A 13780-nucleotide genomic window follows, 5' to 3' on the forward strand; every position below is an offset into this window, starting at 1 on the left:
TATATTTGCAACGTCTTAAAGGAACAGGAAGTTCCACTAATTCCGCGGGTATGGTGAAATTGGTAGACACGCCAGACTTAGGATCTGGTGCCGCAAGGTGTGAAGGTTCGAGTCCTTTTACCCGCACAATATAGCCTCTTCATTTGAAGGGGCTTTTTTTATGCTTAACTTTTAATAAGTTTTTAGTCTCACTGCTTTCCTAATATATTAAGTTTTAAAACAGTTTATTTTATATAAAAATACACTTATAGGGTACTAATTTGGTTAGTGATGCCGCAGTGATGCCGCTATGATACCGCAATGATGTCGCTTAAATACATTAAAATAGCGGCATCACTACGGTATCATTGTTGTATCAAAGCAGGAGCATTATGCATCGTTCTAGCTATAAGTAGCTCTTTTTGTATTATTTTTAAGGCTGAATGCGTTGATTTTAGTATTGAAACTTTTTTCTTTTAGTGCTTAATACATGAAAGTTGTTTTACAAATAGCTTATATTTAGGATTGCCCTTTGTTGTATAATAAGTGATTGTAGTTTTTGTTTTTATTTTATGGAATACAAGTATTGATAAGACTATAAAATTGTAGTTTTGATTATTCAGTCAATTTTTTTGGATTATTTTTATAAAGCATTTTAGTTGATAAAGTGACTTTTGTTAGTGGAGATTGTCTTAAACTACAGGTTAAGAAGTAAGTTATATTACAAATATTTTAATTTATTATGTTGGAAATAAAAGGTTTTCTTTCTCGTGTTCTTGAATATGAGCTTTATGCAAGTCGTTCTGTTACTATTACAATAGGGACGATCATTTTCATTGTAATGGTATTTACTATTACTAAATATGGTTTGCGCTTATTGAAGAAAACTTTTACACGTATGGCATCTCCTGATGTAGCTGCCCGATTAAGTAGTGTTTTTAACTTTGTTAATTACTTTATTTATTTGATTATGTTCTTCTTTGTATTGAACGTAATCGGAATTGAGATCACAATGTTTCTTACTACTTCAGCCGCTCTTTTTGTAGGATTGGGATTTGCTTTGCAAGATATATTCAGAGATTTAATTGCGGGTATATATATCTTGTTCGACAAGACATTAATGGTAGGAGACGTAATAGAGGTTCATAACCAAGTAGCAAGAGTAAAAACAATTAATCTTCGTTGTACAATAGTAGAAACTCGTAATAGAAAAGATATTGTTATTCCTAACAGAAAATTAATTGATGAAATTGTCTATAACTGGACACATGAAGACCCTACTATTAGAGCACGTATTGATGTAGGAGCTTTTATAGGAACTGACGTAGAGTTGGTAAAGGCTGTATTACTAAGCTGCGTGGAAGATAATGATGATGTATTAAAAGATCCAAAACCAATTGTATTTATCGATCAATTCGGTGAATCATCTATACGTTTTATTCTATATTACTTTATAGATAATGCTTTTGATAATGATAGAATTGCTAGTAGTATTCGTTTTGAAATCGATAAGAAATTTAAACTTAATAATATACCATTACCAGTTCCTGTTATAAAGTTAGATAAGTAAACTTTACTATTGAATATCAATAGAATTAAATACTTTTGTCTTTTCTTAATCATGTAATGAGTAATCCAAAGTCAAATAAAGAATCTGCTAACGGTCGTGAAGTTTTAAAGGGTATTTCACGTACTCCTAGAAAGACAACCCCACGCAAACCTTCTGTTAGAAAAAAGAAAAAGACGGATAAGACAAAAGTAGTTTTGAACCGCGTAAAGTGGATTGTAATTATTTCCGTTTTATTAGGTATTGGTACTTGGTTTGGAATTACGTTTCAAGATGGATTAAAATACTTTTTTAGTAGAGAACGAAAAGAAGCTGATGAAAAATCAGTATTCGATTTCAGAACAATAGAAGTTCTAAGTCGTCATAGTGATAAAGTTATTGGTTTTGATGTTTCTCATTATCAGGGAGTAATTGATTGGGCATTAGTAGATTCTGTTTCAGGAAAGTCACCTCTCGAGTTTGTTTTTGTGCGTGCTACAATGGGGGAGGATAGTAAGGATAAGGCTTTTTCAATAAATTGGAAAGGCGCTAGAGCTAACCATTTCATTAGAGGGGCTTACCACTATTATAGACCAGATGAGAATTCTGTCGAACAAGCTAAAAACTTCATTAATGTTGTAAAATTATCTGAGGGTGATTTACCTCCTGTTTTAGATATTGAAGAGCGTCCTAAAGGGCAATCTATGGATAGTTTAGTGCTTGGTCTACAGCGTTGGATGGATATCGTGGAGAAACATTATAAAGTAAAACCAATTTTGTACTCAGGTGAGAATTACTATAGTACTCATCTAAAAAAATGGTTTCCAGAACATACAATTTGGATAGCAAATTATAATTTCTTTGTCGAAGAGATTAAACCAGAATGGCATTTTTGGCAATTTACAGAAAAGGGTGTTATTAAAGGTATTGATGGTAAGGTTGATTTGAATATTTATAATGGGAATAAGACAGAACTGAGAAAATTATTAGTAAAGTAATTTTATAAACGGTTATTTCTCTTTTACATCCAAGGCGTCTCTTAATGCGTTGCCAATCATCATAAAACTAATTACAAGTAAAAACATCGCTAAACCTGGTAATAGAGCTAAGTAAGGTTTTCCTAATAAAATATAGTTGTAATTTTCTTTAATCATTGCGCCCCAGCTAGGTGTAGGAACTTGTGTACCTAAGCCTAAGAAACTAAGACCGCTTTCTACTAAGATAGCAGACGCAAAGTTAGCTGCAGATATAACAATTACAGGAGCCATACAATTAGGTAGAATATGTTTAATAATAATTCTTGCATTCGTATAGCCTAAAGCTCTTGCAGCAGTGACATATTGTTGCTCTTTTATGCTTATTACCTGACCTCTTACCACTCGTGCTACTTCTACCCACATTGTTAACCCTACCGCAATAAATACTTGCCAAAAACCTTTACCTAAGGCTAATGTAATTGCTATAACAAGTAGTAAAGTAGGAATAGACCAGAAAATATTAATTAACCACAGTATAAAAGCATCCACTTTTCCGCCATAATACCCTGCTATCGCACCTAACGATATTCCAATAACTAGCGATATAAATACTGCTACAAATCCAATAGATAAGGATATACGCGATCCAATAATAAGTCTGCTCAAAAAATCTCTTCCCTGATTATCAGTGCCTAGCCAATATGTTTTTTTCTTGATTAGATGATTTCCATCTAGGTTGTCATTAAGCTCTTTAAAGTTTAGTGATTTAAAATCTTCTAAATCAGGCTGTGTACTATAAGGTTTGTAAACTATACTATCTCCTTTAATGTAATAATCACTAATTGGAATTTGTTGCATTGGTGTTTCTCTTCCAAATAATAATTCTTTTAATGTTCTATTATCATTATTCGGAATCTCAATTACATTAATGGTAAAACCAGGAGGATTTGAGCGAAGTGCCAAGTCACCTGTATTAGCATTTTTACTATTATCAGGAATATAAATATAGGCCGTGAGTGATAGTAAACTGATTAGTATAATAAACCATAAAGACAAAACGCCCCAAATATTCTTTTTGAATTTTTGGAGCGCAAGTCTTGTATAAGATTTACTTTGGTGTGACATTATTTACGTTTGTCAGATAAAGTGTTTTTAGAGTCTATTGGTTTAAGATTGTCTGTTTTATAGTTAGCTAAATCTTTTAAGATATTAACTCCTTCTTCTATATAGACATCAGAATTAAGCATTTCATGCCATCTATCACGTTTTTGCTCTAAGATAGTATCTGTTTTAATTCTTTCTATCTCACTTGGAAGCGAAACAAATTTTAAATCGTTTTTATACTTAGAAATAGCTTTAAATTTTTTCGCTTTTTCTTCAACTTCTTTTTGTCTTTGTTGGTATTTATCAAGATTCAAAGAGAACTCTTTTTCATCTTTACGTTCGTTAATCCATTGCGCATTTTCATCAATTAATTTGAACTGCTCATTAGCAACTATACGCTTTTTACTTTTCTCAATGATAGGCGTAAAGTTATTATTATATGGTGTATAATTTGCTCTTTCTATTTTATCCCATGGCATTGCATTATCCATATCTCTCTCACCCATATCGATATAAGAATAGCGATCTGGTAAAACTATATCACTTAATACCCCTTCTCTTTGCGTAGATCCACCATTAATTCTATAGAATTTTTGTAGTGTAATTTTAAGCGCTCCTAAATCTCCAAAAGGTTGTTTTTTAAGTAACTCATTTAAATCAACAAGATTTTGTACAGTTCCTTTACCATAAGTATGTTTACTACCAATGATTACTCCACGCTTGTAATCTTGAATTGCAGCAGCAAAGATTTCAGATGCAGATGCAGAGAAATTATTAACCAATACAACTAGAGGACCTTCCCATACAATTGGAGTGCCTTTATCATCTAATACTTGTTGTTTTCCTCTCGAAGACTTCACTTGAACTACCGGTCCTTCTTTTGCAAAAAGCCCCACCATATCAACAACAGTTTGTAGTGATCCACCACCATTGTTTCTTAAGTCCATGATGATACCATCAATATTTTGTTCTTTTAATTCTTTAATTTCTTTAGCAACGTCAGTAAAGGCATTTCTTCTATCTTTATTTTCAAAGTCAATATAGAATTTAGGTAAATGGATTACTCCATATTTTTTACCGCCGTTTTCTATAATAGAAGATTTTGCATAGGTTTCTTCCATCTCAATTACTTCACGCATTAAAGAAATTACTTTAATGGTTCCGTCTATTTTCTTAACTGTAAGATATACTGATGTATCTTTTTTACCTTTAATAAGTTTGACAACGTTATCAAGACGCATACCAACAATGTCGATAGGTTCTTCATCTTTTGTTTGTCCAACTTTTAGAATAATATCTCCAACTTCTATTTCTTTTCCTTTCCAAGCTGGACCACCTGTAACAAGTTCATTAATCTCAACTCCTTCAGATTTTTTTCTTAATACAGCACCAATTCCTTCAAAGTTTCCACTCATGCTAGCATCAAACTTCTCTTTGTCCTCTGGTGCAAAATAGAAAGTATGTGGGTCAAAACGTTCAACAATGGCATTCAAATAAACAGAGAACCAATCTTTGCGTTCTAAATCACCTAGTACATCAAAGTATTCATCTAAAGATTTTGCAGCACTTTCTCTTGCTTCTTTTTCTAATTTTTCAAAAGATTTTTTCTCAACAGGTTTGTCGTCTTTTTTCTTTTTATCATCTTTCTTAACAGTAGTAACTTCTTCTTCTATAAGTTCGTCTTCATCGACAACATCTTTTCCTTCTTGTATTTTTAGATTATCATTTATTGTTGATAATACAGTAAGTTTTAATTGTTTTTTCCAACGATCTTTTAATTCATTTTCATCTTTAGCATATCCAATACTATCATAGTCAGCATTAAAAGTATCATCAGTAGAAAAATCAAAAGGTTCTTCTAAAAGAGTTTTGTAAAAGCCTTTTGCTTCTTCCATTCTTTTTGTAATGCGCTCATAAGTAAGATCAAAAAATGACAACTCTTTTAGTTGAATCATATCATCTAAAAGAAATTCGTAACTAGAAAACTCGTCGATGTCAGACTGTAAGAAATAACGCTTCATAGGATCTAGTCCTTTAAGGTATTCTTTGTATACATCCTGAGAAAACTTATCATCTATTTTAGGAGGATCATAATGCGTACGTTCTAGTAAATAGGTAACTAATTCAAGCAGCAGCTGATCCTTTTCTGGATTCTCTTTAGGCTCTTTTGGGATAAAGCTCCATAGTAAAGCTGATACTCCAAGTAGAAGTACTATAATCTTAAAATTCTTTTTCATAAATAACCAAATAGTATTCATTAATTAGTTTTCAACTAAAGTAGTTAAAAAAGTAAAGATACAAATGTATGCGCCGATAATAATTTGTTAAAAAGTCGGTGTAAAGCATTATTTGTCGTCTTATTTCATTTTTGGTATTAATATTGACACTTAAGTTTTCATCAATATTTAGTACATTAGCGAATGTAATTAAAATAATCAAATGATACAAAGACCATTAATATTAGTCACAAACGATGACGGAATCACTGCACCAGGAATAAGGACATTGATTGATGTAATGAAAGAAATTGGAGATGTTGTTGTTGTAGCACCAGATAGTGCACAATCGGGAATGGGGCATGCAGTTACGATTAATAATACACTTACACTTGAAAAAGTAGATATTGATCCTACATTAGAGTTAGAATACGCTTGTTCAGGAACGCCTGTTGATTGTGTTAAGATAGCTTTAGGGCAAATCTTAGACAGAAAACCAGATTTATGTGTGTCAGGTGTAAACCATGGTTCAAACTCTTCAATTAATGTGATTTATTCTGGGACGATGAGTGCTGCTTTAGAAGCGGGTATGAGTGGTATTCCTGCAATAGGTTTTTCATTATTAGATTTTAGTTGGAATGCAGATTTTGAACAAATAAAACCTTTTATTAAAAAGATTACATTAGAAGCTCTTGCTAAAGGAATTCCTACTGATGTTGTATTTAATGTCAATTTCCCTAAATTAAAAACAGATGAAATTAAGGGGATAAAAGTTTGTCGTCAAGCAAAAGCAACATGGGAAGAAAACTTTGATAAGAGAGTTAGTCCTCACGGTAAAGAATATTACTGGTTAAAAGGAGAATTTGTCAACCAAGATAAAGGGGAAGATACTGATGAATGGGCACTTCAGAATGGTTATGTATCATTAGTACCTGTACATTTTGATTTGACAGCTCATCATACGATAAAAAGAATTAATACTTGGGATTTATAATGAATGGTAAGCTTGCTAATATTGCTATAGGCTTTTTATGTGGTGTAATTGCAACTCTAATTGGGGTTGAACTTTATTTAGTTAGTTTTACCCACTTTGAATTTTTTCGAGATTTCGAATTCATTAAAAATACAGGGATGCTAGGTAAAATAACTGCTATAGGTAGCTTGTTAAACCTAGCTCTTTTTACTTTTTTTATCAATAAAAGATACGATTTTTTGTCAAGAGGATGTATTTTAGCGGTTATAATTATAACGTTTATAACGCAGATTATTTAGATGAAGTATTACATTATAGCAGGAGAGGCTTCAGGGGATTTGCATGGTTCAAATCTAATGAAGGCGATATATGAAAAAGATCCTCATGCAGAAATACGTTTTTGGGGTGGAGATTTAATGGAAAAGGCAGGAGGGACTTTAGTTAAACACTATAAGGATCTTGCTTTTATGGGATTTGTAGAAGTGCTACAAAATCTAAAAACAATATTACGTAATATCTCATTTTGTAAAAAAGATATTTCAGAATTTAAACCAGATATGTTGATATTTATTGATTATCCTGGTTTTAATATGCGTATTGCTAAATGGGCTAAAGAGCTTGGAATACCTACACATTATTATATATCACCTCAAATTTGGGCGTGGAAAGAAAATCGCATAAAAGCAATTAAGCGTGATGTCGATTATATGTATGTGATATTGCCTTTTGAGAAGGATTTTTACGAGAAGAAACATAATTACTCTGTTACATTTGTAGGACATCCTTTAATTGATGCAATTGAGGCTTATCGCGATGTAGAACACCCTGATTTTAGAAAGAAACACAATTTAGATGACCGACCTATTATTGCTTTATTACCTGGTAGTAGAAAACAAGAAATCAGTAGGTTGTTAAGTGAAATGCTTACGGTGATTCATCATTATCCTCAATATCAGTTTGTGATAGCTGGTGCACCAGGTCAAGAGGCTTCTTTTTATGAGCAATTTATGAAGGATAAGAATATTTCTTTTGTTTTTAATGAAACCTATGCATTATTAAATATTGCTCATGCTGCTTTAGTAACTTCTGGAACTGCAACTTTAGAAACTGCACTTTTTAGAGTTCCACAAGTGGTATTGTATAAAGGTAATCGTCTTTCTTACGAAATAGCAAAGAGAATTATAACATTAAAATATATTTCATTAGTTAATTTAATTATGGATGATGATGTTGTAGTTGAGCTTATTCAAGGAGATTGTAATGCCAAAAGAATAGAGGAAGAATTCAAAAAAATCGTAAAAGGCGAAAAAAGAGATAAATTACTCTTGAAATATGACAAACTTATTCGTAAATTAGGCGGTCGTGGAGCTAGTATGCATACTGCTGACGAAATAATAAAGAATACGAAGAAGTAAGATAGGCTAATAAACAATTTTTTTGCTATGAAAATTACAATAGGAATATCATCAGTTCTTCTAATGTTTACTGCAATTTGTGCAAATGCGACAACATTAGATAAAGTAAATTATAGGTATAGTTTTACAGAAAATAACGTGGAGAATAATCCTTATAAAAAGAGGAATGAAACTATTGTAATTAAAGAAAGCAAAAAAACTGACCAAGTATTGCAGGCAGACTTGGATGCTTTATTAGATGAGTTTATGGATGACATGAATAATAATTCATCATTATTAGGAACCGAGGAAGTCATAAATTCTGCTTTTAATTATTCGGGTGTTAGATATCGTTTTGGAGGAACATCTTTTAATGGTATTGATTGCTCTGGATTAGTAATGAATGCTTTTGCAAATACTGATATAAATTTACCTAGAAGTTCGCGTGAGATGGCGCAGGTAGGTGAAAAAATAAAGAAATCTCAAGCTCAAAAAGGAGATTTGATTTTCTTTAAGACAAGAGGTAATCGCATTAGCCATGTTGGGATTATCACTGAAGTTGTAGATGGGGAAATTAAGTTTATTCATTCTTCAACTTCAAAAGGTGTAATTGTATCCTCAACTAATGAAGCTTACTATAAAACTCGATTTGCACAAATAAATCGTGTTTTGGCTACAGAATAAATTTTGTAATAAATATAGTTTGGAGAGAATTTTGATGCTTTATAAATATGAAAGTATTAAAATTCTCTTTTTTGTTTTATTCCTTTTTCTTTTGCTTAGGTATAGCAATTTACTCTACTATTTCTATGTATGTAGCTGCATTGGCAGTGATAACAAGTTTAGTTTTTATTGGAATTAGTTCATCTTCTCGCACAAGAATTAAGAGAAGCACAGGTATATTTTATTTACACTCTTTTTTACTTTCTCTTTTATTTTTATTTAGTGGTAGTCTTGTCCATTCTTTTTACGATTATAAGAAAGATAAGAAGGGATATTACCATTATATTAATGGTAGTGATGAGTTAACTATTTCTTTTATTGTTGAGGAGGAGTTAAAAGTTTCAAACTATAAACGTTTTTACGGACGTATCATTAATATTAATGATAGCCCTATTGATTCACGTATCTTGTTAGTCTTTACTGATTCTATGTTTAATCCCGCAATAGGTAGCCAATACTTTTATCGAGGTAAACTAAACGGTATTCCTGACCCAAAGAATAAAGGGGATTTTAATTACAAAAAGTATCTTTATATCAATGGAATTCAAGGACAATTATTTGTGGATAAATGTTTGTGGGTAGGAGAGAAGAAAGGTTATTATTATAGCCTTTTGCGTTTGAGATATCAGTTAATTAATAAAGTGAAAGATCTCAATATTCTAAGTGATGATGCTAAGGGGGGAGTTTTAGCCATCTTATTAGGGGATCGTACTTACTTAAGTGATGAAGTAGTACATGATTTTAAAAATCTTGGTATTATGCACATACTTGCAATATCTGGACTTCATATTGGAATACTTTATTTATTGCTTAATTTCCTTTTAGGCTTTTTATCACGAATATCTAGAACTTACTTAATCATCATACTTTTATGGATATTTGTATTCTTATCTGGATTTTCACCTTCAGTCTATCGAGCTGTTTTTATGTTTACTTTAATAAGCATTTCCTTTTTGATTAAAAGACAATCCTCACTAGAGAATAATTTAGGTATTGCAATATTTATTAGTTTGTTTTTTGAGCCCTTATTACTTTATAATGTTAGTTTTCAATTGTCTTATTTAGCGGTATTGAGCATTATGTGCTTTCTTCCTTATTTTAGGAAATATCGTTCTCGTAATAGTGTTATTAGCTATATTCAGGATATTATTTTTGTATCGTTAGTTGTTCAGATTGGATTATTGCCTTTACAGGTCTATTATTTTGGGCAACTGAGTTTGTCTTTTTTAATAGGAAACCTAATAGCAATACCATTAGCAACAGTTATACTTTTTTTAGCAGTCTTTGTAGTTATATTTACTTTTATATCAAGTTGGGTAGGGGAACTATTAGAATTTATTTTAAACAATATCATAGTGTTTTTTTACAGCTTAGTAAATCATTTGAATATTCTTGATTTTTTATTAGTAGATAAAGTTCAACTATCAACCGTCCAATTATATATTCTTTTGTTTAGTGGTGTGTTTATTTATATAGGTATGAAGTACAATAAAAAGATTATTGCGGTGGCTTTATTTATTTGTATTAATGGATTATTGTTAGAGTACGCCTATAGAACGAATATTGATAATAATTACAATGAGTTGGTAATACCTTATACGCAAAAGAAGGACGAAATAAGAGTAGAATATCATTTTAAAAATACTAAACAAGTATATTATTTAGGAAAAGAAGGTATGGAAGATTGTGATGATAATATTCCTAATTTGTTTCCTATTCATGACAAAAAACTATTATTTCTAAATGAGAGTAATCCATACTATTTCGTAAATGAAGAAGTAGATTTTATTATTATATCTGGAAAAGTTTTAATTAATTATGATCGTCTTTTTTCATTTTATACACCTAAAGAAGTTGTTATACATAATAGCACTCCTTTTTGGGTAAAAGATCAAATAAAGTCAGTTTGCGAGAAAATAAAAATCCCCTTTCATGATATTCATGAAAGAGGATTTTGGAAATTACCTTTAAAATAATTGAAATTATATCACATCAAGCAATTGCTCAGGTGTTTTATAACCAACGATTGTTTTTACTATTTCTCCTTTTGAGTCTAAGATTACCATAGATGGATAACCAGGTACTCTTAGGTACATTGTAAAATCATGAGTTGCATTTCTGCTTTTTCGATTTTCATTGTAACCAGGGTTAGTAAATTTTTTATTGTGGAATGAAATGATTTCATTTCCTTCAGCGTTAAATTTGACTGCATAATAGTTTTTATTGATGTAGTCAATTACTTTTTCATCACTAAAAGTATTTTTATCTAACATTTTACATGGTCCACACCATTCAGTAAATGTATCCATAAAAATAGGTTTAGGATTCTCTTTTTGTGCTTCTATTGCTTCATTAAAGCTCATCCACTTAATTTCTTGAGCTGATGCTATAACTGTCGATAGCATAAAAGTAAGTAATAAAAAAAGTTTGTTCATTGTTGTTAATTTTTAATTAGTGCGCTTATTTTACACCGTGCATTAGTTTTTTCATTAATGGATTTAGCGCAATTACTAATAAACCTGCTACAATTGGAACAACAGTGAAGATTAGGAAGAAAGTAGATAAAGAGTATTTCTCAGTAATGTTTTCAATTTGTCCTCCTAATTTTGCTGCTAAATTATTTCCAATTGCGATTGCAAGATACCACATTCCAAACATAAGTGCAATCATTCGAGCGGGAACAAGCTTAGATACATAAGATAATCCTACTGGTGAAGAGAAAAGTTCTCCTAGTGTATGGAAAAGATAAGCAAATACTAACCACATCATTGAAACTCTTGTTCCTTCTGTTATTCCATGTGCTCCATAAGCCAATACTCCAAAGCCAATAGCCATAATGATAAGACCTAGTCCATATTTAATAGAAGCAGGAGGGTTATATTTCGAATCCCATAATTTAGATACAATAGATGCAAATGCGATAATAAAGAAAGAGTTTAAGATAGAAAACCATGAAGCGGTTATTTCTACTTGGTTGTCTTTTATTTCTTTTATTTCCGCTTGCACGATACTGACACTTTTATCAGTATTATGTAATGTATTATATTCGTTTACACTCTTTTCTAATTTATCTTTAGTTTCGTTTGTAAGAATATTATATTTTCCTAGTTCTTCATAAATATCTACTCTTTCACCAACTTTACGTTCTACTAAATCTGATACAATAGTTTTTTGTTCTACTACGTGATCTCCTTGTTTTGGTATGAAGTCTGAAGATACTGCTGTGTAGTTGTAAACAGGGTTATTGTGATCATCTACTTTTTGTTTTCCATTACTGTCAAGTGCAGGAGTTTGAACTGCTTTATATTCTAATTCATATGCATGTGAAGCCCAATCTCTATTAAGCATCCAAAGTGCTGCTCCCCAAACACCAATAAAAGTAATAGCTAAAACAATATTAGATGCTAATGCTTTTTTAAATGTTTTTCGACCTAATAATATTAATACCCATGATATAATTAATAATGGTACAACTGTTAGTAGTAAGTTGAAAATATTAAATAGAAGAGCTTTGTTACCAGATAGTATTCTTTGGGTATTATCTCTTGCAAAGATTACTAAAGATGTCGCTCCTTGTTCAAAAGACATCCAGAAGAAGATGGTAAAGAATGCAAAAATAATTACAGCAATCATTCTATCTCTTACAATCTTTGGATAGCGAATAATACGGGAAATAATTAAGAACATAAATACTAGTAAGCCGAATACTATGCCAACAGTTTTACCATCTAATCCAGCTATTGATTCAGGGAAAAGTCTAATTCCTCCTACAATCAAGAAGGCATCATCAAAAGCATATAGGAAGCCTATTATTGTTACAATCCCAATTAGTATATAATCTAATGTACTAAAAGGATTACGTTTTAAAGCATCTTTTTCTTCTACAGTCAGATTCTCTGTATTTTTAATATCTTCATTTGTAATTTCTATTTTTGTATTTGGTACATCACCAATATTTCCAAATATAGGCTTAGCTAACCAAAACTGCAGCGTACCTAATAACATGAATATTCCTGCCAAACCAAAACCATAATGCCATCCAACTCTTTCTCCTATATATCCACATAACATCATTCCAAAGAATGCACCAGCGTTAACCCCCATATAAAAGATTGTATAAGCACCATCTTTTTTCTCTGGAAAGGATTTATACATTTCCGAAAGTATTGATGTCATATTAGGTTTGAAGAATCCAGTACCAACTACTAAGAAAACTAGACCTAAGTACATAAAGAATTCAGTTTCGAATGTCATAGATGCATGTCCTAGGGTCATAATTAATGATCCTATTACTACTGCCCATCGGTATCCAATATATTTGTCAGCTATTATTCCCCCAAAAATAGGTGTAATATAGAGTAGCATAGCATAAGTTGCAAATATTGCTCCAGCATCTGTCATACTCATGTCCCAACCAGGATTTAGTCCTATTACGGACATTGTTAAAAACTGGATAAGTAGAACGCGCATTCCATAAAATGAGAAGCGCTCCCACATTTCAGTAAAAAACAAAACAAATAATCCGGCTGGGTGGCCCAGGACTTTTGTGTCAAAGAAATTTGGTTGCGTAGATGTGTCTGTTTTCATTATACGTTTAATAAGTTTTCTAGTTGTTTATAAAATTTTAAGGTGTCGAGAGGTTAAAAATAGTAAAATAAAGTTAAGTTTTGATATTAGCAGCTAAAAAATGAGGTTTTATATCAGTGTAATATAATTTGAAGTTAATATTATTTAATAATTCGTATATAATTGTTGCAGTTGTTGTTGTTTTGATAATTTATAGATCTTTGATTTTTAAGGAGTATATAAAGTCTTAACAGTTACTATATTCTTTATGGTATTAAATTTTTGATAGTAATAAATAAAAA

At 31.1% G+C, this 13780-nt stretch carries 10 protein-coding genes and 1 tRNA gene; 7 read left to right on the forward strand and 4 right to left on the reverse strand.

What is annotated here, in order from left to right; all coding sequences use genetic code 11:
- Positions 1-44 precede the first annotated feature (44 nt).
- The 3 genes from RH98_RS12930 to RH98_RS12940 all read left to right on the forward strand — a co-directional run bounded on the left by RH98_RS12930 (position 45) and on the right by RH98_RS12940 (position 2523).
- Positions 45-126: transfer RNA gene (locus RH98_RS12930), tRNA-Leu, on the forward strand.
- Positions 127-721: 595 nt separating this feature from the next.
- On the forward strand, positions 722-1549 hold the full coding sequence (locus tag RH98_RS12935) for a mechanosensitive ion channel family protein (RefSeq protein WP_010255608.1): 828 nt from the start codon (positions 722-724) through the stop codon (positions 1547-1549).
- Positions 1550-1605: 56 nt separating this feature from the next.
- Positions 1606-2523, forward strand: coding sequence for a glycoside hydrolase family 25 protein (locus RH98_RS12940; RefSeq protein WP_010255611.1), 918 nt, complete (start codon positions 1606-1608; stop codon positions 2521-2523).
- Between the two features lie 12 nt (positions 2524-2535).
- Here the strand turns inward: RH98_RS12940 and RH98_RS12945 are convergent, their stop codons facing one another.
- Together RH98_RS12945 and RH98_RS12950 are read right to left on the reverse strand one after the other, a co-directional pair.
- Positions 2536-3627, reverse strand: a complete 1092-nt coding sequence (locus RH98_RS12945; RefSeq protein WP_010255613.1) for an ABC transporter permease — start codon at positions 3625-3627, stop codon at positions 2536-2538.
- Entirely contained in the window at positions 3627-5864 is a 2238-nt protein-coding gene (locus tag RH98_RS12950; RefSeq protein ID WP_010255617.1) for a carboxy terminal-processing peptidase, read from the reverse strand. Before RH98_RS12950 ends, RH98_RS12945 begins: the two co-directional genes overlap by 1 nt.
- Positions 5865-6045: 181 nt before the next feature.
- Here RH98_RS12950 and surE point away from each other — a divergent pair, with 181 nt between their 5' ends.
- From surE to RH98_RS12975, 4 genes are all read left to right on the forward strand, one after another.
- Positions 6046-6816 (forward strand): 5'/3'-nucleotidase SurE, encoded by a 771-nt coding sequence (gene surE, locus RH98_RS12955; protein ID WP_010255618.1) that lies wholly within the window; start codon positions 6046-6048, stop codon positions 6814-6816.
- Positions 6817-7094: 278 nt separating this feature from the next.
- Positions 7095-8210 (forward strand): lipid-A-disaccharide synthase, encoded by a 1116-nt coding sequence (gene lpxB / locus RH98_RS12965; protein WP_010255621.1) that lies wholly within the window; start codon positions 7095-7097, stop codon positions 8208-8210.
- A gap of 27 nt (positions 8211-8237) precedes the next feature.
- Entirely contained in the window at positions 8238-8873 is a 636-nt protein-coding gene (locus tag RH98_RS12970; RefSeq protein ID WP_010255622.1) for a C40 family peptidase, read from the forward strand.
- A 47-nt stretch (positions 8874-8920) separates the two neighbouring features.
- A complete protein-coding gene (locus RH98_RS12975; RefSeq protein ID WP_010255623.1) occupies positions 8921-10888 on the forward strand; it encodes a ComEC/Rec2 family competence protein in 1968 nt (655 codons plus the stop codon).
- 6 nt (positions 10889-10894) lie between these two features.
- Here the strand turns inward: RH98_RS12975 and RH98_RS12980 are convergent, their stop codons facing one another.
- Together RH98_RS12980 and RH98_RS12985 are read right to left on the reverse strand one after the other, a co-directional pair.
- Complete coding sequence (locus tag RH98_RS12980; RefSeq protein ID WP_010255624.1) at positions 10895-11347, reverse strand: thioredoxin family protein; 453 nt, start codon at positions 11345-11347, stop codon at positions 10895-10897.
- A 25-nt stretch (positions 11348-11372) separates the two neighbouring features.
- Positions 11373-13499, reverse strand: a complete 2127-nt coding sequence (locus RH98_RS12985) for a peptide MFS transporter (RefSeq protein WP_010255626.1) — start codon at positions 13497-13499, stop codon at positions 11373-11375.
- Positions 13500-13780 lie beyond the last annotated feature (281 nt).

The sequence above is a fragment of the Myroides injenensis M09-0166 genome, from assembly GCF_000246945.1.
GTDB lineage: Bacteria > Bacteroidota > Bacteroidia > Flavobacteriales > Flavobacteriaceae > Flavobacterium > Flavobacterium injenense.